At 70.1% G+C, this 22666-nt stretch carries 13 protein-coding genes, 1 pseudogene and 2 CRISPR repeat arrays; of the genes and pseudogenes, 8 read left to right on the top strand and 6 right to left on the bottom strand.

Annotated elements, in window-relative coordinates:
* Positions 1 to 562: 562 nt before the first annotated feature.
* The 3 genes and pseudogenes from ACFHVL_RS28395 to ACFHVL_RS28405 all read right to left on the bottom strand — a co-directional run.
* Positions 563 to 1468, bottom strand: coding sequence for a PfkB family carbohydrate kinase (locus ACFHVL_RS28395; RefSeq protein WP_416631557.1), 906 nt, complete (start codon positions 1466 to 1468; stop codon positions 563 to 565).
* Entirely contained in the window at positions 1465 to 2400 is a 936-nt protein-coding gene (locus ACFHVL_RS28400; protein ID WP_416631572.1) for a hypothetical protein, read from the bottom strand. The genes ACFHVL_RS28395 and ACFHVL_RS28400 overlap by 4 nt, the downstream gene beginning before the upstream one ends.
* A gap of 337 nt (positions 2401 to 2737) precedes the next feature.
* Positions 2738 to 2944 (bottom strand): annotated as a pseudogene (locus ACFHVL_RS28405) (helix-turn-helix transcriptional regulator); the annotation flags it as partial.
* A gap of 324 nt (positions 2945 to 3268) precedes the next feature.
* A CRISPR array of direct repeats spans positions 3269 to 5187; the repeat unit is 28 nt; unit sequence GGAAGACCCCCGCGCGGGCGGGGACGAC.
* Between the two features lie 382 nt (positions 5188 to 5569).
* On the opposite strand from ACFHVL_RS28405, the gene cas3 reads away from it, so the two are divergent.
* The 8 genes from cas3 to cas2e all read left to right on the top strand — a co-directional run bounded on the left by cas3 (position 5570) and on the right by cas2e (position 15280).
* Entirely contained in the window at positions 5570 to 8359 is a 2790-nt protein-coding gene (cas3, locus tag ACFHVL_RS28410) for a CRISPR-associated helicase Cas3' (protein WP_416631569.1), read from the top strand.
* Positions 8360 to 8990: 631 nt separating this feature from the next.
* The gene (casA, locus tag ACFHVL_RS28415; RefSeq protein WP_416631571.1) at positions 8991 to 10628 is read left to right on the top strand and encodes a type I-E CRISPR-associated protein Cse1/CasA; all 1638 of its coding nucleotides are present in this window, start codon (positions 8991 to 8993) and stop codon (positions 10626 to 10628) included.
* Between the two features lies 1 nt (position 10629).
* Positions 10630 to 11286: a type I-E CRISPR-associated protein Cse2/CasB gene (casB, locus tag ACFHVL_RS28420; protein WP_416631559.1), complete on the top strand. Its 657-nt coding sequence runs from the start codon at positions 10630 to 10632 to the stop codon at positions 11284 to 11286.
* The gene (gene cas7e, locus ACFHVL_RS28425; protein WP_416631560.1) at positions 11283 to 12434 is read left to right on the top strand and encodes a type I-E CRISPR-associated protein Cas7/Cse4/CasC; all 1152 of its coding nucleotides are present in this window, start codon (positions 11283 to 11285) and stop codon (positions 12432 to 12434) included. Before casB ends, cas7e begins: the two co-directional genes overlap by 4 nt.
* On the top strand, positions 12431 to 13255 hold the full coding sequence (gene cas5e / locus ACFHVL_RS28430; protein ID WP_416631561.1) for a type I-E CRISPR-associated protein Cas5/CasD: 825 nt from the start codon (positions 12431 to 12433) through the stop codon (positions 13253 to 13255). The genes cas7e and cas5e overlap by 4 nt, the downstream gene beginning before the upstream one ends.
* Positions 13252 to 13992 (top strand): type I-E CRISPR-associated protein Cas6/Cse3/CasE, encoded by a 741-nt coding sequence (locus tag ACFHVL_RS28435; RefSeq protein ID WP_416631562.1) that lies wholly within the window; start codon positions 13252 to 13254, stop codon positions 13990 to 13992. Before cas5e ends, ACFHVL_RS28435 begins: the two co-directional genes overlap by 4 nt.
* Positions 13993 to 13994: 2 nt before the next feature.
* Positions 13995 to 14987, top strand: a complete 993-nt coding sequence (cas1e, locus tag ACFHVL_RS28440; RefSeq protein WP_416631563.1) for a type I-E CRISPR-associated endonuclease Cas1e — start codon at positions 13995 to 13997, stop codon at positions 14985 to 14987.
* Positions 14984 to 15280: a type I-E CRISPR-associated endoribonuclease Cas2e gene (gene cas2e / locus ACFHVL_RS28445; RefSeq protein WP_416631564.1), complete on the top strand. Its 297-nt coding sequence runs from the start codon at positions 14984 to 14986 to the stop codon at positions 15278 to 15280. The genes cas1e and cas2e overlap by 4 nt, the downstream gene beginning before the upstream one ends.
* A 138-nt stretch (positions 15281 to 15418) precedes the next feature.
* Positions 15419 to 20024: a CRISPR direct-repeat array (repeat unit 28 nt; unit sequence GTCGTCCCCGCACGCGCGGGGGTCTTCC).
* A 320-nt stretch (positions 20025 to 20344) separates the two neighbouring features.
* Here cas2e and ACFHVL_RS28450 read toward each other — a convergent pair.
* From ACFHVL_RS28450 to ACFHVL_RS28460, 3 genes are all read right to left on the bottom strand, one after another.
* The gene (locus tag ACFHVL_RS28450) at positions 20345 to 20467 is read right to left on the bottom strand and encodes a hypothetical protein (protein WP_416631565.1); all 123 of its coding nucleotides are present in this window, start codon (positions 20465 to 20467) and stop codon (positions 20345 to 20347) included.
* A complete protein-coding gene (locus ACFHVL_RS28455) occupies positions 20467 to 21336 on the bottom strand; it encodes a hypothetical protein (protein WP_416631566.1) in 870 nt (289 codons plus the stop codon). The genes ACFHVL_RS28450 and ACFHVL_RS28455 overlap by 1 nt, the downstream gene beginning before the upstream one ends.
* An 830-nt stretch (positions 21337 to 22166) precedes the next feature.
* Positions 22167 to 22589, bottom strand: a complete 423-nt coding sequence (locus ACFHVL_RS28460; RefSeq protein WP_416631568.1) for a hypothetical protein — start codon at positions 22587 to 22589, stop codon at positions 22167 to 22169.
* Positions 22590 to 22666: the final 77 nt, after the last annotated feature.

A 22666-nucleotide genomic window follows, 5' to 3' on the forward strand; every position in this document is an offset into this window, starting at 1 on the left:
AGACTGACATGAGCGGCCTTTCTGGTGGACGACGGTTGGCGTAGAGAACCACCATCGTCTACTGAGGAAGGCCGCGTCCGTTCACCGGGGTCGCCCTCACCAGGGAAAACGAAGATCAACTAACTTTGCTTTGGCTCTGGCCCCGGGCCACGATCGAGCATTCTCGGAGGGCGACCTAAAGATCCGAACGTCGTCGCTTCCGAGTCCGCTGAAGAGGTCGCCCCGCCGCCGCCCGAATTGGCTCATTTAATGTGGTGTGGTGGATGGCGTTGGGGTCCCCACGCCGCTGGACTCGCGCAGCGCGTGGAGTCCTTCGGCTTCGATGGCGAAAGTGTCCGAGTCCGGCCCGGCAACGTTCATGGCGAACACCTCCTGCCCGTCGTCGACGGTCGCCAGCGCGCCGACTGCGATGACTCAGCGGGAGCTGGGCGTAAGGTCGATGGCCTTCAGCCCCGCCGCGCGGCGAGACGCTGGGCAAGGATTCCCACCTGGATCACAGCGGCGGTGAGATCACGGGCCGGTGCGCGGGCAATCGTACTCAGTCCTTACGTGGTGAAAGTGGTCAGGTCCTGCTGCGGTACGAGGCTGCGGGGGTGCGCACGTGGGTTGTCGCGGCGGCGACGGCTGCGGCGACGGCCTCAGGCAGCGGAGTGTGGTAGGCGAGGCGTGCGGCGAGTGTGCCGAGGAAGGTGTCACCGGCTCCACTGGTGTTGACCGCGTTGACGTGGGGTGTGGGTACGAGCGCGGTGCCGGTGGGGTGGCTGTAAGCGGCGCCGGCCGGGCCGGCGGTGACGACGGCTGCTCTGGGGCCGAGTTCGCGGAGTTCATGTGCGGCGTCTGCCGGGTCGGTGTGGTGGTGGCCGAGTATCGCGGCGGCTTCGGTCTGGTTCGACACGAACAGGTCCAGTGGGGCGAGCGCGGCCGCCCCGAGTGTGGGGTGGGGGACCAGATTCCCGATGAGCGTGTCCGCCCGGTGGTGGCGCAAGACGGCGTTGACGGCGTCGGGTCGCAGGTCGAGTTGAGTCACCACGACCGGGGCGGATAGCCGGGTGAGCCTGTCGTGTACCTGGTCGCCGGTAAGTTCGGACTCGGGGGCGCGGGCGAGGATGATGTGATTCTCGCCGTCGGAGTCGATTTCGACGACCGCTATTCCGGTCGACCCGGATGGGACGAGGTAAAAGCCGGACACGTCGACGGCGGCGTCGGTGAGAGCCTGGTGTAGGAGTGCGCCCCAGTGGTCGTCGCCGGCGTTGCTGATCAGACTGGTGTGGATACCGGTTCGGGCGGCGGCGAGGGCCTGGTTGAGGCTTTTGCCGCCGGGGGTGGTCGTCGCAGCCGAGGAGGCGAACGTCGTCCGGCCGGGGACCGGTCGTTGGGGGATGCGAACAGTGATGTCGATGTTGGCGCGGCCGACGACAGCGACACCCGGCGCAACGGGTGCCCGGTGCGGGTCGGGCGGGTGGTTCATCCGGCCGTGGCGAGCTGGTCGAGTAGGTGTGAGACGTCCTGCTGGTGACGGAAGGGATCGAGTCGCTGAGCCAGAGCGGTGACGTCGCGGCGGACCCGCGCCGAGCCGGTGGCGGTCGCGACCGTCAACGCCTCTGCGGCGACGGTGGCGGCGTGGCCGGGTTCGGAGGCGGCGAGGTACGCGTGCGCGGTGCGGGCCAGATACACGCCCCGCTCGCGTCGGTAGCGGCTAGGCCATTCGTCCACGGCTGCCGTGAAACTGTCGATGGCCCTGTCTGGTCGGCGTCGACGCAGCCACCCCTCGCCTTCCTGCGCCACCAGGTACGGCCGGGTGCAGAACGAGCCGAGAGTATCCCCGTCGCTGGTCGGCGCGGCGGTCGCGACCAGTGTCCGGGCGTGGTCGATCGCGGTCTGGAAACCACGGACATCGCCGTGGACGGCGCTGCCGTGCGCCTGCTGGACAGCGGCGAAGGCGCGTATGAGCGCCGGGGTGTCGGATAGACGCGACGCCGCACGGGTCAGACCGGCGACACGGTCCTCGTCACCGGTGTGCATCATCCGCTGCGCTTTGCGGGCCAGCACGTACGCCCAGAACTCCTGGTCGTCGGCTTCCTGCGCCATGCTTGCCGCCAAGTCCAACCACCGCTCGCCCGCAGCCCGGTTTCCCAGGTCATCGGCGAGCCAGCCCGCGAACTCACTCCACCGCGCCTGAGCGCTGACCAGCCGGTCACGAAGCTTCCCCCGCGCCTGCCGGCGGAACGCGGCGATCAGCGTGATCTGCTGCTCGACCGTCGACAGGACGGTCAGGCCACCGAGCCGGTCGTCGGCCTGCACGAGGAACGCCCGCAGCTGCGCGAAGTAGTCCACGACGGCGGGGTCGACCGCCGGTGACCGGGGCACGTCCGTGACGGTGACCGCCGGCAGCGTCGTCACACCAGCAGCGAGTCCCAGCAGAGCCCCTGCGGCTGACCCGCACCGACACCACCCGCCCATCGGACATGGCCGCAACGGTAACGACATCGTCCCCACCAGCACCCACGCCGTCCAACGCCGCGGACGCGGCCAGACCAGCCGGACCGCCGGAACCACCCACGGCTCCGACACCACCTGGCACACTTCCGGCCGGGACAGCCGCAGCGCTGCCACCGACGCCGGCCGGCGGCACACGATCCTCGACCTCACCCCACCGCGCCCGTTGCGCCGCGTCGGCCCTGTCCCGGTCAACCCGCTCCTTGAGACGCCGGTAGCCGTCGTAGCCCGCCAGCAACTCACCGCCGGCCTTCAGCGCCGACTCGCAACGCTGCCAGAAGACCCGGTCCGGGCACTGCCGCCCCGTCTCCACACCAGCGATCGTGGTCCGCGACACCGGCACCCGCCGCGCCAGGTTCAACTGCGTCAACCCACGCGCGGTGCGCCACGCGGCGAGCCTCGCGCCCAGCGCCCGCCTCGCGTCATCCACCCGCTGCGAATCGGTCACCAATCCCGCTCCTCCACAAATGCGCGGCAGCCTTATCGACCAGACGCCTCAAGTACGCCGCGAGACGGTCGCGTCGGTGGATGCTCAGGTGGGCGAGCCGGGGACGCGACCGTGCCCTGAACTGGGTGACGGCGACCGCCCCGGGAAGACCCCTGCGGGCGGGGACGACGCCGAACTCCACGGCGTCATCAAGCACTGGCTGGGAGGACCCCGCGCGGGCGGGGACGATGGCTCGGCCGGTGCCGCGTCCCTCGGTCTGGCGGGAAGACCCCCGCGCGGGGCGGGGACGACCACATCCGCACCGCCGGTGGGGTGGTGGTCGGCGGAAGACCCCCGCGCGGGCGGGGACGACAGATCCTCGGCGTTGAGCCGCAACCCCGGATCGGGAAGACCCCCGCGCGGGCGGGGACGACGACTGGTCGGGGTGCACCGATCGGCGGACGCGCGGAAGACCCCCGCGCGGGCGGGGACGACACCAAAGGCACAGCGGCAGCCCTTCCGGACCCGGGAAGACCCCCGCGCGGGCGGGGACGACCGTGACCGCCGACGTAGCCCGCGGTGACATCACGGAAGACCCCCGCGCGGGCGGGGACGACACGAGGGTGCGCGGGCCGGCGTTGCGGGTGTTGGGAAGACCCCCGCGCGGGCGGGGACGACGCTGAGCACGTCGGCCCAGCGGATGACGATGCCGGAAGACCCCCGCGCGGGCGGGGACGACGGAGACCCGACGACGGCCAGGCGCGCGCCGTTGGGAAGACCCCCGCGCGGGCGGGGACGACGCACCACGGCGGCGAACGAAGCGGACGTGACGTGGAAGACCCCCGCGCGGGCGGGGACGACAATGTCCCAGGTGGCCCCAGCCGAATCCTGCCAGGAAGACCCCCGCGCGGGCGGGGACGACATGAGGTCGCGGTGGTCGGCGGCCATGGTGCGGGGAAGACCCCCGCGCGGGCGGGGACGACGCGCTGATCGCCGAGGAAGCCGAGCGCCAGGGCGGAAGACCCCCGCGCGGGCGGGGACGACGGTGCCGATGAGCCAGTCGAGTGGGCCGGTGGGGGAAGACCCCCGCGCGGGCGGGGACGACCGGGCCACCCGCGCTTCCGCATCCGATTCGTGAGGAAGACCCCCGCGCGGGCGGGGACGACTTCGGCCTGCAGGCGTATCTGCAGGTGCTGGCGGGAAGACCCCCGCGCGGGCGGGGACGACTACCAGCAGGATGCAGCCCGGGCGACGCAGGCGGGAAGACCCCCGCGCGGGCGGGGACGACTGCAGAGCAACAGACACCGGCAGATCACCGCGAGGAAGACCCCCGCGCGGGCGGGGACGACCGGCACGTACCCCGGTCTGCAGCATCCGATAGCGGAAGACCCCCGCGCGGGCGGGGACGACCCGTCACGGTGCACTCGCGCATCTTGTTGCCCTGGAAGACCCCCGCGCGGGCGGGGACGACCCTGGCAGCCCCAAGTGCCAGCCCAAACAGTCCGGAAGACCCCCGCGCGGGCGGGGACGCCCCGATTCTCGGAGATCGGCGGGGTGGATCCGGAGGAAGACCCCCGCGCGGGCGGGGACGACTACGCCGAGGGCGTCAGCGACACGGTGGACCGGGGAAGACCCCCGCGCGGGCGGGGACGACCGGGATCGGCGAAGTGCAGGTGTGGGAGGGCACGGAAGACCCCCGCGCGGGCGGGGACGACCCGGTCGCGGCCACCGTGAGGGTGATGCCGAGGGGAAGACCCCCGCGCGGGCGGGGACGACACCTTCGGCGGCAGCTGCCGCAGCACGTCGGCCGGAAGACCCCCGCGCGGGCGGGGACGACGATGCGCGATGCGGCGCTCGTGTCGGCGATGCGGGAAGACCCCCGCGCGGGCGGGGACGACGCGCTTGCCATCCTCGCGCAGATCCTCGGGCCAGGAAGACCCCCGCGCGGGCGGGGACGACCCTCGATCACAGTCGTCGACGCGCAGGCCTCCGGGAAGACCCCCGCGCGGGCGGGGACGACGGCCCATCCGCGACCAGGTCCCGCCGGACGTCAGGAAGACCCCCGCGCGGGCGGGGACGACATGTTGGCGGTGTACGAGCGGGAGGACGCCCTGGGAAGACCCCCGCGCGGGCGGGGACGACCCAGTCCGTCCGTGCTGGTGGCGGACAAGGCCCGGAAGACCCCCGCGCGGGCGGGGACGACGACAAGGGTCATCGCTGTCATGAGTCGCTCCGGGGAAGACCCCCGCGCGGGCGGGGACGACACTTGCTGACCTGCGACTCTATCGGTGATCTTGGCGGTTTTTGATCGGTTCGATCGTAGTCGGCGTGTGCGTCACGGCAGCTCCGGTCAGTTCAGCCTGAAAGTTGTCCATGTAACTGAGAACCTACAGGCCGAGCGGCAGTCTGCTCGGCCATTCGCTGCCGCGCGGCCAGCGACGGCTCTTGCTGAAGGATATGCGCATAGTTCTGTTCTCTGTGTTGCTATCGGCCGTTCGATGAGCTTGCCTTGGCGGTGAGGGTTAGTTGGTTGGCTGTTCGTCGTGTCGGTGTGGTGATGAGTCCGCGCTGTCGGCTGTTGGTCGGTGCAAAGTGTCGGAGGCGGAGTCTAGTGTCCGGTGCGTGTCGCAAGAGTTTGATCATCCTGTGTTCGGTGTCCTGTGGGGAAAGTCCAAGGCCGAGGGCAGCATGAACCTGTTGCTGCAGCATCTGCTTGATGCGGCGGCGGTGGGTGAGTGTCTGTGGGACCGGTACCTCGCGCCGACGGTGCGGGAGAAGCTCGACGCGTCCGCAGGCGGTCGCGGGAGAGCGTTCTTCGCGTGGCTGTGTGCGATTCACGATGTCGGAAAGGCGACTCCGGCGTTCCAAAACAAGGAGCCTGGGTTGGCAAGCGTCGTGCAGGCGATAGGGCTGACGTGGAGGCCGTTGAGCCCCGAAGCCAAGAGGTGGCATCACTCCTGCGCGGGCGCGGTGATCGTCGACCGGGTTCTCAGCGACGTCGGATGGGAACCCGAGGCGGTAGCTTTCGTGTGGCCGATGGTCGCTGGCCACCACGGGTTGATCCCCGACGACTCGATCTTGACCAGTACCAGTTTGTCGCGCGATCGCGCCCAGGGCGGCAGTCACTGGCTCCCTTCTCAGGACGCGCTGATGTATGCCGTGGCGGCGGTGTTGGATGTAGACCTTGCCGAGTGGGCTCCGGTGCGTCCGCTGAGCAGGTCGACCCAGCTGGCGGTCTCCGGGTTGGTGATCATGGCTGACTGGATCGCCAGCGGTCGGGGCTTTCCCGGTGTTTCTGACATCTCACGGGTCTCCATTGGTTTGGCCAGGCGGCGGGCGGCGGAGGCGATGGACAGGTTGCGGGTCCGGGGCGGTTGGTCGTCGCGGCCGTACCGTCGGGTGCCGGATCTGGTCCTCGAACGGTTCGGACGTGTTTCGCGGCCGTCGCAGACAGCCGCGATCGGAATCGCCGAGCGGATGCCGGGGCCAGGTCTGGTGATCATCGAGGCGCCGATGGGTGAGGGCAAGACGGAGGGCGCGCTGGCGGTCACGGAGATCCTGGCCTGGCGGTTCGGCGCTGACGGGATCTTTCTGGGGATGCCGACGCAGGCGACGTGCGATCCGATGTACACACGGGTGCGCCAGTGGTCGAGCTCGATCGAGGACGGTGTTGCCGTCGGTCTGCTGCATGGTAAGCGCCGTTTCAACAAGGAATGGGCTGCGCTTCGTGATCTCGCCTTCGGCGGTGTCGACGAGGACGGCCAGGACGAGTACGGGTGTGACGACATCTTCGGCTCGGCCGGCACCGGGCAGCGGGCTGCGGATGCGGTGGCTGCCGAGTGGTTCCTCGGCCCGAAGCGGGGTCTGCTGATGCCGTTGACGGTCGGCACGATCGACCAGTTGTTGCATGCCGCGACCCGCACCAAGCATGTGATGCTGCGTCACGCGGGTCTGGCTGGCCGTGTCGTGGTCTTGGACGAGGTCCACGCCTACGACGTGTACACCTCGCAGTTCCTGTTCGAGGCGTTGCGGTGGTTGGCGGGGGCGGGCGTGCCGACGGTGCTGTTGTCGGCGACGTTGCCGGCGGGGATGCGGGCGGACCTTGAGCGGGCGTGGGTGCAGGGCGCGTCGGGTCGGCAGCAGGTTTCCGTCGATGAGCCCGATTCTGCCGGGGGTTACCCGGTGATCCGCTCGGTCGTGGTCGTCGACGGCCGGGTCCAGGTGGATGTGGCGGCGACCGCGCCGTGGCGGCCGTCCGTCGATGTGCGGGTCGAGGTCCTCGACGCGAATCCTGCCGATGACACGCGAGCGGTGGTCGCGCTGTTGGCCGACAGGCTACGCGAGGGTGGTTGCGCGCTGGTCATCCGCAACACGGTCCGTAGGGCGCAGCAGACGTATCAGGCGCTCGCGCCGGTGTTCGGTGGCGACGTCCGGCTGCTGCACGCCCGGCTGACCGCCGGGGAACGCGCGGACCGGACCGAGAGGGCCCTGCGGGCGCTGGGCGCTCCCGACGACGATCGGGTCGAGAGGCCGCAGCGGTTGATCGTCGTCGCGACGCAGGTCGCCGAGCAGTCGTTCGACGTCGATGCCGACATTCTCGTCACCGATCTTGCCCCGATCGACCTGCTGTTGCAGCGCATCGGACGGGTGCACCGACATGAACGGCCGGAGAGTGCCCGGCCCGGGCCGCTTCGCCTGCCGGCCGCGGTCGTGACGGGGGTGCGGACCAGACCTGGCGAGGCGCCGGTCTTTCCCCGGGGCAGCGAACGGATCTACGGCCGGTATCCGCTCCTGCGCGCGGCTGCCTTGACCGTCGACGCGGCGGGCGGCGCGGGCTGGAGTATCCCTGCCGACGTCCCTGACCTGGTTGACCGCGGTTACGGCGCCGACGAGTGCGTGCCCGATGCCTGGCGGTCGGCTGTCGATGGCGCCCGCGTGGAATGGACGGCCGCGACCGGCATACGCCGGTCCCGTGCTGAGCCGTTCCTCCTCGCCGGCCCCGGCAAACTCGGGCTGGCGAACCTCGCCGGACTGCATGACAAGGCCACCGGTGAGCTGCCGGACGACGATGCGGTGTCGGCGGTCGTGCGCGACGGCCCGGAGTCGGTCGAGGTCGTCGTGGTCCGCCGCACCGACGAGGGCTACCTGACTCTTGCCGGCCGACGGCTGGGGGTCAACGGGGAGGCGGTCAGCGATCCGGACATCGCGAACGAGGTCATCGAGGCGACGCTCCGCCTTCCCGGCGACGAGGGATTGACCGCCGCTGTCAAGGCCGAGCTCCGGCCGCTTGCCGGCTGGGCGACGGACAGCTGGCTCCGGCACGCCCGCGCGCTGGTCCTCGACGCCGACAACCACGCCACCGTGTCGGGACATGCGCTTACCTACGACCACGACCTTGGGTTGCTGTGGCAGCGGCCGACGAGGGGCCGGAGATGAGGGAACCCCGCGTGGCGGGGACAACTGCTGGCCTCGGGCCTGCCGGTTGGACTACCCCGGGCTACCCCAGCGTGAGCTGGGCGATCCGACCGTACCTGGTCATCGCCCGCCCGCGCACGGCACGAGCAACCCCCGGCGCGCCGCCGAGGGCGCGCCTTGACGATTTGATTACCCCTTCACTGTACTCTGGGCCGCATGACGTCGTCGCCTCTTGCTGTCGGGCTTCTGTGGTTGCTGGCCGGAGCGTTCGGTGCGGGAGCAGAACTCGTGGATCCCTCGGAGCTGGCCAGGATGTCCGGCCGCACGCCGGAGGAAGTGGGCCGAGCTCTCGACACAGTGGTTCGACATCGAGCCGGATACGTCCACGCGATCCTCGACCCCGATGGCCGTGTGCTGGCGATCACCGGTGTCACGCCGGCCGGCTGTCGTGCGATCCGGTCGTTCGGCAGGGCTTCCTCTGTCCTGACTGGGCCGAGGGCCGGAGGGGCCGCCCGGCGAGGATGGCGCATTCTCGCCACGGTGGTCGCCGGGGTGGTCGTCCGGATGGTGGCTGAGTATCTGCCGGTTCGCGATTGAGGAGTAGTAGTGGGTGCCTACCGCGAGGAGGACTGTGGAAACGTCTTTTGATCTTGTGGATGAGGAGTGGATTCCGGTTGTCGACCGGGGTCGGTCTCGGGATGTGTCGTTGCGGTACGCGTTGACGCGCGCCCACGAGGTGGACGGGTTGGCCCTGGGCCATCCGCTGGAGACGGTCGCCGTGTTGCGGCAGGTGCTGCTGCCGGTGTATCTGCACGCCTGTGGCAGCCCGGTCGATGATCGGGAGTGGGGTCGGCGGTGGAAGGCCGGCCGTCTGGATCCCGATGGGGTGCTCGATCGCTATCTCGACGGGCGTCGTGACGGGTTCGATCTGTTCGGGGGGCGTCCGTTCGCTCAGGTGGCCGGGTTGCGGACCGGCAAGGATGAGACGAAGCCGGTGTCGTTGCTGCTCGCGGCGGCGGCGACGGGGAACAACGTGCCGTTGTTCGCCTCCCGCACGGAGGCCGACCCGCCGACGTTGACGTGCGCCCAGGCCGCCCGTGCGGTGTTGGCGGCGCAGTGTTGGGACACGGCTGCGATCAAGTCAGGGGCGGCGGACGACCCGCGGGTCAAGGGCGGGAAGACGACGGGTAATCCCACCGGACCGGTGGGCGGTCTCGGGGTGGTGGTGCCGACCGGGCGGAACTTGTTCGAGACGATCCTGCTGAACACGTTGATTCTGCCGCAGCCGCAGGACGGTGACCGGCCGCAGTGGGCGGCCGGGGAGGCCGACAGCAGTGTCAACGATCCGTGGCCGGGTGGTCCGAGGTGGGCGCGGCGGCCAGTCAAGGGCATCCTCGACCTGCTGACGTGGCAGTCCCGTCGGATTCGGCTGATCCCGGAGGCCGTCGACGGGGTGACGGTGGTCCGTCGGGTGGTGCTCACGGCAGGGGACCGGATCGACCGGCTGCCCGAGTACGAGCCGCACACGGCGTGGCGGCGGGTGGACAAGCCCAAGGCGGGTGAGCCGCCGAACCGGCCGATCCGGCACGTGTCCGGTCGGGCGGCGTGGCGGGGGATGGAGCCGCTGCTGGCGACCCGCCTCGACATGGGGGCGCCGGTGACCAGCAGTGAGCTGCTTCGGCAGCTGAACGTGTTGCGGGCACGGCGGGTCGTGGCACGGAACATGCCGGTGCAGGTCGTCACCGTTCGTGTGGAGTACGGCAATCAGTCGGCGGTCATCGAGGACGTCATTGCTGACCGGATCGCGTTGCCGGTGGCCGCGCTGGATCCCGAGGGGCCGGCCCGCAAGCTGTTGATGGATGTCGTGGCCGAGGCGGAGGCGTTGCGTAACGCCGGTAACCGGCTCGGGGACGACCTGCGTCAGGCGTCGGGTGCCGACAAGCTGCCGTGGGACAAGGGACACCGTATCGGCGACGCTCTCATCATCCAGTTCACGCCGCTGGTGTCCCGCATCCTTCAGGACCTGCAGCGCGACCCGGACGATGTCGACCGCGTCCATCTGCGGTGGCGCACCGACGCGCTGCGGCTGGCGTTCGACGCGGCGGAGCCGGCGCTGGCGTCGGTGCCGCCGACGGCTTTCCGCGGCCGCGCCCGTAAGGACAAGGCGTCGGACGGTGCCCGCCGGGACGGCGGGCCGGTCAACGCCAGCGCCGCCGAGGCGTGGTTCCGCGGCAGCGTCCGCAAGATTCTCAACCTTGACCGTGAACCGACGATGACAGGAGCTGCCTGACGTGGCCGACAGCGAATCCAAGACCCGGCATTTCTGGGAACGGCAGGTCGACGACGACGGAAAGCCGACCGAGGTGGCGGGTAGCGACCTCGCCGCGTTGCGGCGCGGCGCGGGCCGTGACGCCGGCGACGTCCCCGAGATGTGGCGGTTCTACACCACCTTGCAGCATGACGGTCGCCGGCTGCCGTGGCTGAAGGCCGAGCATGCCGCGTTGACGCTGTACGCGATTCACCAGCAGTCGAAGCACCGGCCGATGCACGTGGACGGGATCGGTCTCGGCACCGCGATGCGGGCGCTGCGGTCCAGCGGCAAGTACAGCGAGGAGGCCATCGACCGTCGGTTCACCGCCGCCGCCACGGCCACGAGCTTCGGTGAGGTTTGCCTGCACCTGCGTGGTCTGGTCACCCAGCTGCGTGGCGTCGACCAGCCGGTGGACTACACCCGCCTGTACCAGGACCTGATCGCCTGGCAGGACCCGACGCGGGTCGCGTCGGTGCGCCGTGTCTGGGGCCGCGAGTACTTCGCCGCGCCGAAGAAGACCAGCGCATCCGACGACAACACCGGGAAGGCCTCCGCCGCCGGGAAATCCGGGTCCCGCGCGCTTCCACGTCAACCGCACCTCAACCCGACCGATATCACTGTTCAGGAGTCACTGTGAGCAACAAGCTGTTCGTCGACGTCCACGTCATCCAGACCGTTCCGCCGTCGTGCCTCAACCGCGATGACGCCGGCAGCCCCAAGCAGGCCGTCTACGGCGGCGCCCGCCGGGCACGGGTGTCGTCACAGGCCTGGAAGCGGGCCACGCGCCTCGCGTTTCGTGAGGAACTCGCGATTCCTGCAGACCAGCTCGGCGTGCGGACCAAGCGGATCTCCAGCCTGTTGGCCGACCGTCTCGCCGCCCGCACCGGTATCGACGCCGACGCCGCCTCACGGCTGTCCACCGCCCTGCTGCAGGACCTGAAGGTCACCGACGGAAAGAACGCCGGGGAGACGGCGTACCTGCTGTTCTTCGGGCTCGCGCAGCTCGACGCGATCGTCGACCTGGTCGCCGGGCAGGCCGAGGAGCTGGCCGGGATCGCCGCCGACGCGCTCCCCAAGGCGGTGGCGGACCTGCCCGTGCGGGAAACCCTCGCGGTCGGGCACCCGATCGACGTCGCGCTGTTCGGCCGGATGGTCGCCGACCTGTCCACGCTCAACGTCGACGCCGCCGCACAGGTCGCCCACGCGCTGTCCACACACGCCGCGGAGATCGAGTTCGACTACTACACCGCCGTCGACGACGCACCGGACCCGGATCGGGAAGACGCCGGCGCGTCGATGATCGGCACGGTCGAGTTCACCTCGGCGACCCTCTACCGGTACGCCACCGTCGGCCTGCACACCCTGCGCGGCAACCTCGGCGGAGACGCCGATGCCGCCGCCGACGCGTTGAGCGTGTTCATCCGGGCGTTCGCCAAGTCGATGCCGACCGGGCACCAGAACACCTTCGCTCACCGGACCTCGCCCAGCCTGCTTTGTGTCATGGTCCGCGACGACCAGCCGGTGAACTTGGTCTCCGCCTTCGAGAAGCCCGTGTCCCGGCGAGACGGCCTCGTCGGAGAGTCCGTCTCCAGACTCGCCGCCGAACTCACCACCGTCAGCAGCCGGTGGGGCTGCACCCCGGCCCTGGTGGCCACCGCCTACGACAACCCCGACAACACGCAAACCCTTCACGAGGCGTTCGGGCCACCCCGGAGCCTCGACGAGGTCGTCACCGCCGTCGACGTCGACGTCCGCGCCCGGCTGGGGGAGATGACGCCGCGATGAGCGAACCGTCCGACTTCTCCGGCTGGTGCCTGGTCCTCAGACTCGCCGGACCCCTGCAGTCCTGGGGCGGCCACAGCCAGTTCAACCGCCGCGACACCCGAGCCGAGCCGACCAAGAGCGGCATCGTCGGCCTGCTCGCCGCCGCTCAGGGGCGACGACGCCAGGACCCGATCGAGGACCTGCTGCGTCTGTCGTTCGGCGTCCGCGTTGACCAGCCCGGCTCGATCCTGCGGGACTACCACACCGTCAGCGACCTGCGCGGCCGACCGCTGCCGTCGGCCGCGGTCAACGCCAAAGGCGTCCAGAAGACCACGTCCCCGCAGAAGTGGACCCACGTCACCCACCGCTACTACCTGCAGGATGCTGTCTTCGTCGCCGCCGTCAGGGGCCGCCGCGACCTGCTGGAAAGCCTACGGGACGCGCTGCGCAGCCCGGAGTTCCCGCTCTGCCTGGGCCGTCGCGCGTGCCCACCCACCCAGCCGTTGGTGCTGCGGCCGTCACCGGACGACTCGTACGCGCTGTGGCCCGGCACCAGTCTGCTCGACGTCCTCACCCGAGTGCCCTGGGAAGCCGGCGCCGCGTGGAGAGACAGGCTCCGCCGGCGCGCGTCCCGCACGGTCCTGCCCGTGACCATCGACGACCCGCACGGCGACGACGTCCGCGACGACGTCCCCATCAGCTTCGACCCCCACCGCCGCGCCTTCACCTCCCGCCGCGTCCGACAGGACTGGGTCGACCTCACCCCCGCCAACCAGACCCCGCCACCGGCGGGCACCGACAACAACCACGACCCGTTCGCGCTACTGGGCGGTGACCTATGACCTACCTGTCCAGGATCTGGCTCAACCCCCTCCGGACCCGAACCCAGAGCTTCGTGCGCAACCGCCAGGCACTGCACGCCGCGATCCTCGGCGGACTCAGCCGACAGCCCGTCACCGAACGGGTCCTGTGGCGCCTGGAAACCGCCGACCGCCACCGCCTCAGCCTGCTGGTGCTCACCACCTCCCGGCCGTCGTGGGAACACCTCATCGAACAAGCCGGCTGGCCACAATCCGACGACCCGCAGGCCACGGTGAAGGCCTACCAGCCGCTCCTCGACCAAGTCACCCTCGGCCGACAGTTCGCCTTCCGGCTCCACGCCAACACCGTCGGCTCCACGAAGAAACCCGTGAAGCCGTCCCCGGCGCAACAGGACCGGCTCGCTGCCGCCGCCAAAGATGACAAGAAGCCACGAGGCCTCCGGGTGCCTCACCGCACCGCTGGTCACCAACTCACCTGGCTCCACGACCGCCTCGAACGGTGGGGCTTCCAACCCCTCACCGGCGACAACGGCCCCACCGCCTACCTCGTCGCCCGACAACGACTCAGCTTCAACAAACGCGACGACGAACACACCCGCCACGTCACCCTGGAAACCGGCACCTTCGAAGGCCTCATCGAGATCATCGACCCCCAGACGGCCCGCCGCAGCCTGCTCGACGGCGTCGGCCCCGGCAAGGCCTACGGACTCGGCCTGATCACCCTCGCACCACCACACCAAATCCACCGAGGAGCCTGACCATGTGGTGGCTCGCGAACCCACAGGACCTGCACCGTGTCAGCGACCGGCTGTCCTCCGTCTACGTCGACCGATGCCACGTCGACCGCGACGACAACGCCGTCGTCCTGGTCAACCGCGAACGCACCGTCCGCGTCCCCGCCGCTATGGTCGCCACCCTGCTCCTCGGCCCCGGCACCCGCATCACCAACGCCGCCGTACGCCTACTCGCCGACTCCGGCACCGCGATCTGCTGGGTCGGTGAGTACGGCGTTCGCTTCTACGCCAGCGGACTCGGCCCCAGCCGCAGCGGCGAACTCCTCCTCAGACAGGCGTACCTCGTCACCCGCACGAAGGAACGGCTCTCCGTCGCCCGCCGCATGTATTCCATGCGGTTCCCCGGCGAAGACGTCAGCACCGCCACCATGCAACAACTCCGCGGACGCGAAGGCGCCCGCATCAAAAAGCTCTACCGCGAACACTCCACCCGCACCGGCGTCACCTGGGACGGACGAATCTACAAACCCGGCCAACCCTTCGACGCCGGCGACGACGTCAACCGACTCCTCTCCGCCGCGCACAGCTGCCTCTACGGCATCTGCCACGCAGCCATCGTCGGCCTCGGCGCCAGCCCCGCGCTCGGATTCATCCACACCGGCGGCGCCACCTCCTTCGTGCTCGACATCGCAGACCTCTACAAAGCCGACTACACCATCCCCATTGCTTTCGACCTCGCCGCCAAACACCTGACCACCGAACGAGACGCCCGCACCGCCTTCCGAGACCGAGTCAGAGACGGCAAACTCATGACCCGGATCGTCCACGACATCAAGACCCTCCTCCTCGAAGACGGCCACGAACTCACCGACGACGACCCCCACGAACTCTGGGACGACCAACTCGGCTCCGTACCCGGCGGCATCAACTGGGCCACCGACTACGCCGACAACCTCACCGAACACGACTTCATCGCCGTCAGCGGACCACCCACCGACGACATCAAGGTGGACTTTTGACCGTCATCGTCCTCATCGCCACCGCCGAAGGACTACGCGGCCACCTCACCCGCTGGATGATCGAAGTCACCGCGGGAGTCTTCGTCGGTAACCCCAGCGCCCGCGTCCGTGACCGCCTCTGGAACCTCCTCGCCGAGCGCGTCGGCGACGGCCAAGCCATCATGGCCGAACCCGCCCAAAACGAACAAGGATGGGCCATCCGCACCGCCGGACGAGACCGCTGGCACCCAGTCGACCTCGACGGACTCATCCTCACAGCCAGAAACCGCCGACCCACACCCCCAACCAGATAGCCACACCACCACAAGCCTCAAGACAGACGGCGAGCAGCAGCGTTGAAGACTCACCAGCCTCGGGCTACCACGACCAGAGACAACTCACAACCGAATAAAAACCGCCACCCCACCTCATAGAAGCCCAGGTCAACAAGTGTCGTCCCCGCACGCGCGGGGGTCTTCCGAGCAACGCCCCGACAGTTGCCGCCGGGACCCTGTCGTCCCCGCACGCGCGGGGGTCTTCCTCGACCGGCGATCAGCGGCGACGGACGGCGATCGTCGTCCCCGCACGCGCGGGGGTCTTCCTCACTGAGTGTCTGGCCCGTCGGGGGTGGACTCGTCGTCCCCGCACGCGCGGGGGTCTTCCCCACATCCGCGCCTACGCGCCGCTGGTCGAGAAGTCGTCCCCGCACGCGCGGGGGTCTTCCCCTCATCCACTGGCAGCGCCGCCCCGGCTACCTGTCGTCCCCGCACGCGCGGGGGTCTTCCGTTGTTGCGGCGCTCCCGGCCGTGCCGTAACTTGTCGTCCCCGCACGCGCGGGGGTCTTCCCCCCGGTCCCCGCCGGCCACTCGGCAGCAGCGTGTCGTCCCCGCACGCGCGGGGGTCTTCCCGTCAGCCGATCATCGAGGTTGTACCGCGACACGTCGTCCCCGCACGCGCGGGGGTCTTCCCGCGGCGAGCAGCGCCAGGGCGAGCACGCCGGTGTCGTCCCCGCACGCGCGGGGGTCTTCCCACCTGCAGACTCAGCCGGGTGCCCGCCGTCGCGTCGTCCCCGCACGCGCGGGGGTCTTCCTGGGTCCGCAGCTCCCCGTACTGGCCGCGCCCGGTCGTCCCCGCACGCGCGGGGGTCTTCCGGTGCGCATGGCTGAGCACCTCGGCCTGCCCCGGTCGTCCCCGCACGCGCGGGGGTCTTCCGCCCGACAGATGGGGACCGCCGGACTCCTGTCCGTCGTCCCCGCACGCGCGGGGGTCTTCCCACGTCCTGCGCCCACCCGGTATGCCGACCAGGGTCGTCCCCGCACGCGCGGGGGTCTTCCGCCGAGCTGCGGCTTCCAGCCCAGCACTGCGGCGTCGTCCCCGCACGCGCGGGGGTCTTCCCTGGGATGCCGGACCACGGGGCAGCGAGTAGGTGTCGTCCCCGCACGCGCGGGGGTCTTCCTCCGAGCTGGCCGCCGCGTTTCGCGACGCCCTAGTCGTCCCCGCACGCGCGGGGGTCTTCCCACCTCCGACGGCCTGAGGTCGCAGGTGTTGGGGTCGTCCCCGCACGCGCGGGGGTCTTCCGCCATCCGTTGGCCGCATCGTCCACTACCGCCTGTCGTCCCCGCACGCGCGGGGGTCTTCCCCCGGCACCGGACCCGCCTCTACCGCCCGAGGTGTCGTCCCCGCACGCGCGGGGGTCTTCCGCTCGCCGCGTGCGGGCTGGTCGACACGAGCGAGTCGTCCCCGCACGCGCGGGGGTCTTCCGAGTTACGCGAGGGAACCTCAGAGGGGCCGAAAGTCGTCCCCGCACGCGCGGGGGTCTTCCGCGATGCGCAACCGGGTCAACATGGCCATGGCCGTCGTCCCCGCACGCGCGGGGGTCTTCCGTTCGACGCCAAGTGCGCGCTAGCCCTTGACCGGTCGTCCCCGCACGCGCGGGGGTCTTCCGTGGCTGCCCGCGCACACCGACGCCGTGCTGGTGTCGTCCCCGCACGCGCGGGGGTCTTCCGCATTGGCTGTTCACCCGCCGACCGCCGATCATGTCGTCCCCGCACGCGCGGGGGTCTTCCCCTCACTCTCGGTGGCGACATAGCAGCATTAGAGTCGTCCCCGCACGCGCGGGGGTCTTCCGGTGACCAGCTGGTCAGCGCCGAGTACGGGTATGTCGTCCCCGCACGCGCGGGGGTCTTCCGCGACGTACGAGGACGTGTTGCTGGCTGGCCTGGTCGTCCCCGCACGCGCGGGGGTCTTCCCCTGCCGCCGCCGTCGTGCCTCGTCTGCCTGGTGTCGTCCCCGCACGCGCGGGGGTCTTCCCGCGATCGAGGCGGCCCGGATGCGGGTCGCGGTGTCGTCCCCGCACGCGCGGGGGTCTTCCTCGCTCAGCGATGACGTCGGCGTAGCTGGTCATGTCGTCCCCGCACGCGCGGGGGTCTTCCTCAGCATTGCTCGATAGATGGTGCCGCGCGATAGTCGTCCCCGCACGCGCGGGGGTCTTCCGATCACGCCGACAGTGGCGGCGGCGATGCGCAGGTCGTCCCCGCACGCGCGGGGGTCTTCCTCTGATTCACGCTGCCGATGAATCCCCGGCCCGGTCGTCCCCGCACGCGCGGGGGTCTTCCGTCGGACAGGCGTACGTCTCCCTCGTCCCGTCCGTCGTCCCCGCACGCGCGGGGGTCTTCCCGTCGGCTGCTCGTCGGGTGTGTCCACCACCATGTCGTCCCCGCACGCGCGGGGGTCTTCCCTGGTTCAGCGACGAAGCGATCAGGGTTCGCAAGTCGTCCCCGCACGCGCGGGGGTCTTCCGAACGGGTTTGCTGGGTGTCGGGCACCGGGTGTCGGGGTCGTCCCCGCACGCGCGGGGGTCTTCCGCGGGCGTTGCTGATGCAGTTCGAGCTACGCGGGTCGTCCCCGCACGCGCGGGGGTCTTCCGGACCGACATGCCGCAGCGTACCTGCGGGGTCGGTCGTCCCCGCACGCGCGGGGGTCTTCCGCCGCCTGCCCGGACATGTCGCCGTGCGACTGCGTCGTCCCCGCACGCGCGGGGGTCTTCCCTGCTGGACCGCGCACCTCGGCTGCAACTCCAGGTCGTCCCCGCACGCGCGGGGGTCTTCCTTCAGTCCGCTGCGGCTGATCCACCGCGAGCCCGTCGTCCCCGCACGCGCGGGGGTCTTCCTGGGTCTAGAGCCGGTGGCCCAGGGCCCGGGAAGTCGTCCCCGCACGCGCGGGGGTCTTCCGTCCGCTCCCACGACGACCTCGTCAGACTCGACGTCGTCCCCGCACGCGCGGGGGTCTTCCGAGATGACGCTCCTGGCCACCGAGATGTCCGACGTCGTCCCCGCACGCGCGGGGGTCTTCCCCGCCGGCGGACGCCGACCCGCCCCGCGTCGCCGTCGTCCCCGCACGCGCGGGGGTCTTCCCATCAGCGCGTGCAGCGCCTGGCCCTCGCTGATGTCGTCCCCGCACGCGCGGGGGTCTTCCCACCGGGCTGGCCAGCAACCGATCCACCAGCGGGTCGTCCCCGCACGCGCGGGGGTCTTCCGTGTGACACAGCAAGATCAGACCGGCAAAGGGCGTCGTCCCCGCACGCGCGGGGGTCTTCCGCTCTCGGCGGGGGTGAGCTTCAACCAGGCCGCGTCGTCCCCGCACGCGCGGGGGTCTTCCTCCACGGTGGGTGTCGCCGCCTCGCCGCGCGCCGTCGTCCCCGCACGCGCGGGGGTCTTCCCCAGCATGTCGGGGGCGATCGTCCCGTCGGTGGGTCGTCCCCGCACGCGCGGGGGTCTTCCGACGACCCGGTTGATGAGCCAGAGCAGGCCGGAGTCGTCCCCGCACGCGCGGGGGTCTTCCGGCGGATTCGACCACCAGTCGACACAGGTTCAGGTCGTCCCCGCACGCGCGGGGGTCTTCCGGGCCGTAACCAGATCTCGCGTGAGACCGGCATGTCGTCCCCACACGCGCGGGGGTCTTCCGCCCGGCACCGGCACCAGCCGGCCCGTCGACAAGTCGTCCCCGCACGCGCGGGGGTCTTCTTTTACCTTCCTGTCCACCGACATGTCTGCTGCGGTCGTCCCCGCACGCGCGGGGGTCTTCCCCGCCCCAACCCGCCCGAGGAGGCCGACGCATCGTCGTCCCCGCACGCGCGGGGGTCTTCCGGACACGCGGATCATGTCGCGCAGGGCGTCGAGGTCGTCCCCGCACGCGCGGGGGTCTTCCTACCTCGCCCGCGCCAAGCCGACCCTCGGCCTAGTCGTCCCCGCACGCGCGGGGGTCTTCCCTGGTCATTCACGTCGACCAATTGGCCGGTGAAGTCGTCCCCGCACGCGCGTGGGTCTTCCCTCTCCTGTCCGTCGGAACTCCGGTGCGATCCGGTCGTCCCCGCACGCGCGGGGGTCTTCCATCAGGCATGAGCACCTCCTCACGGCGTCGTGGGTCGTCCCCGCACGCGCGGGGGTCTTCCGCCGTCGTCGCGGATCGCCGCCGAGGGCATCGTGTCGTCCCCGCACGCGCGGGGGTCTTCCCACCTCGCCGTACCGCTCACAGATGGTGGTGACGTCGTCCCCGCACGCGCGGGGGTCTTCCCTCGGCCACGCTCACCATGTCGGTTTTTCGGGTGTCGTCCCCGCACGCGCGGGGGTCTTCCGCTCGCCAAGGACCACGCCCTGTCGAAGCTGCCGTCGTCCCCGCACGCGCGGGGGTCTTCCTGCTCAACACGGGCCGGATCTACCGGCAGGGTCGTCGTCTCCGCACGCGCGGGGGTCTTCCTCCGTGACGTCACGCACTCTGCGTCCGCGACAGGTCGTCCCCGCACGCGCGGGGGTCTTCCGACACAGGGACCATCCGTACGACCAGTTGTTGCGTCGTCTCCGCACGCGCGGGGGTCTTCCGCTGCGAAGATCGCAACGGTTGCGCAGGTTGCGGTCGTCCCGCACGCGCGGGGGTCTTCCGTATCTGCGGCTCGCGCTGAAGTGCAACCCGACGTCGTCCCCGCACGCGCGGGGGTCTTCCCGTGTTGAGCCTGTCGCGGTCGCTCGGACGGTGGTCGTCCCTGCACGCGCGGGGGTCTTCCCGTCCGGGTCCATCCGGGCCAGCCGGATCACCCGTCGTCCCCGCACGCGCGGGGTCTTCCCACCAAGAGCGCGGGCGTGCTCCGCAGGGTGCAGTCGTCGCCGCACGCGCGGGGGTCTTCCCGGGTGGAAGCCGCCGTTGGCCTACCGGTACGGGTCGTCCCCGCACGCGCGGGGGTCTTCCGCGCCGCACCAGGTACGGCAAGACCTGTCCTGGGACTGACAACTGGAGAGCCGTGTGTCAGGGAAACCGACGAGCACGGTTCGGGAAGAGGCCGACAGAAAAGGACCCACACCATGAGCACCTCGCCAGCGGCCCACTTCACTCGGCGAGCGGCCTGGAGAAACGGACCAGCGGCAACGCCGGCACCGCGCTCCAGGCCGACTCAACCAGGTCGGCCGCCTGGTACGCCGCAGCTTGCGGAAGGAACAGCCCGGAGCCCATTACGAAGAGCTCTCTGTCCGGACTACCTGCTCGGCGCTGTTGTCAACTGGTGCACCTAGCCAGGCATGGGCAGTCGCAATCTCATCCTCAGAGAACGCGATCTCCGCTGCGTCAGCGCGGCTGAGAACGTTGCCGACGAACGCCGCTGCGATCTCGTCGGCTGTCGGTGGGGGTAGGCGGTGCAATGGGCAACCGCCGAACGACGTCCCCCGCACGACGAACCCGACGGCGTTGCGGCTGACCGACAGCCCTTGCTCGCGGAGCTGGTCCCGGGCCCAGCTGGTGCATTGAGTCAGGTTGAACCGCTGGGACTGGGCGTAGTCGGCGAGTGTCTGGTAGATCGCCGGCCACCAGGGCTGCGGTACTCGCGGCAGATTGAGCTGGTTGACCAGGCGCTCGACTGGATCCGGCAGAGCGACGCGTGGCGGTGCGGTGGTGGCCTCCGGAGCCGGGTGGCGGCTGGAGTCCCAGAGCAGATGCTGCGACATCCGTAGGTTCGACAACGTCAGGCTCGCCACTGCGCGGGCGAAGCTCCCGAAGCCAAACCAGTTGCTGTCGCTGATCGATGGACCGAGCCGTGTCCGCAGCCGGGTTGAGAGCGAGGCCATGTTCAACGGTTCAGTCGCTGCGGCGTACTCCTGGGTCACGAGTGACCGGAATTCTTCGTACGCCTGGCTCTGGCCAGAGGCAGGGGCATCACCCTCGTCCGCGACGACACGGTCGTGGAACCCAGTCGCCACCTCGCTGTCGGTCTCGTCGTCGAGGTCGACCGACTCGCCCTGCACTAGTGCCAGCAGGTGCTGGCCGTCGAGAACCTGGTCGGCGATCGCGGTAAAGGCGTCGGCCGCGTCGGCCGGTGACACGATCATGGTTCGCCGGTCGGAGCGGCGCCACTGCTGGCGTTGCCCCCGCCGCCACCGCTGCGGTCACGCCCCATCCTGACCCATCGCCATACCCCGATGACAACTTGATCGGCGATGGGTCAGGGCAGGGGGCAGACGTTCCTCACGGAACGTAGTCAAAGTTGCGATCAGCCGGGCAGCACCCGATCAGATCGAATACGCGCGGCTGCCAGGAGCACGTCCCACTGTCTGGACTCTCGGCCCGACGCGGGTAACGATGATCAAAACCCATCGGTACAGGACGGGTCACCGCTGGACGGGCCGGGACGTGAGGGATGCTCGTCGCACGAGCACCCACCGAGCACCCAACCGACCACAAGGTATTGAAAAGTGAAGGAGTCTGGCTGCCGTTTCGGCAGGTCAGACCCCTGTTGATCTCGCGCGCCCGAAGGGACTCGAACCCCTAACCTTCTGATCCGTAGTCCAAAGCAAACCGTAACGTCTATCCTACTTCGACTCTATGCACTGGGTATTCCTACGGTAACCTGCTCACTCTGGCCCGATCCTGGTATGTCTACCCAGGTCCCGGCCGCGCACGGTCTCGCCCCGGTGCGTCCGTGCCGGTTCCCCGACGTTCGAGTACCCATGGAGCACCACGCTCGCCGCTGCCGGTGGCCGGGTGTCTGGTCCGACCACCGGGACCGTGCCCGCCCCTGCCGACTCGTAGAGGAGGCCCGTGCCCCTGACCCTGCCTGAACAGCGGGTTTGAGTTTCGGTGCCCGCAGGTGGGACAGAGCCGGGTGCACGGTCCGGTTTGAGAGCCGGACCGTGCACCCGGCTTCCGCGCCCTGTCGGGATCAGGCCTTGATGGTGATGCAAGCGATCGAGCGGTTGGAGGTCCCGGGCCAGGTGTAGGCACCGCAGATGCCCGAGTCCGTCTTGATCCACTTGTTGATCGTCCAGGTCACGGTCTCGCCGTTGCCCGATCGGTACCACGCGATACCCGTGGGGCCGTTGCCGGCCCAGCCCTCCAGAAAACCGGACGAGCCTTCACGAGGCTTCTGGATCTTGATCTGGCTGACCCACTGGGTGTGGTCGGCGGTGCGCTTCTCGCCGGTGTCGACCCAGATGCAAGTTCCCGGGTAGCTGGACCAGCCCTGAGCGCAACCGCTTACCGTGCCGGCGAACGCTGGGTTCGCGGTGCTGGCGGCAACGGCGACCGTGACCGCTGCGGCAACTGCCACTCGACCACCGGCGCGCAGCGCGCGCCGTGCTGTCATGTACATCTAGCCTCGGTCTTGCATTAAGTGTTGATCATGGATGCCTGACGGCTTGTTGATCTTGATTCGTCGGTCGA

This window comes from Micromonospora sp. LOL_023 (assembly GCF_048060115.1).
Taxonomy (GTDB): Bacteria; Actinomycetota; Actinomycetes; order Mycobacteriales; family Micromonosporaceae; genus Micromonospora_E.

Coding starts and splice junctions, on each gene's coding strand:
- ACFHVL_RS28395 (WP_416631557.1), bottom strand. CDS start 1,468: ATGAACCACCCGCCCGACCCGCACCGGGCACCCGTTGCGCCGGGTGTC.
- cas5e (WP_416631561.1), top strand. CDS start 12,431: ATGAGCGAACCGTCCGACTTCTCCGGCTGGTGCCTGGTCCTCAGACTC.
- ACFHVL_RS28435 (WP_416631562.1), top strand. CDS start 13,252: ATGACCTACCTGTCCAGGATCTGGCTCAACCCCCTCCGGACCCGAACC.
- cas1e (WP_416631563.1), top strand. CDS start 13,995: ATGTGGTGGCTCGCGAACCCACAGGACCTGCACCGTGTCAGCGACCGG.
- ACFHVL_RS28450 (WP_416631565.1), bottom strand. CDS start 20,467: ATGGGCTCCGGGCTGTTCCTTCCGCAAGCTGCGGCGTACCAGGCGGCC.
- ACFHVL_RS28455 (WP_416631566.1), bottom strand. CDS start 21,336: ATGATCGTGTCACCGGCCGACGCGGCCGACGCCTTTACCGCGATCGCC.
- ACFHVL_RS28460 (WP_416631568.1), bottom strand. CDS start 22,589: ATGACAGCACGGCGCGCGCTGCGCGCCGGTGGTCGAGTGGCAGTTGCC.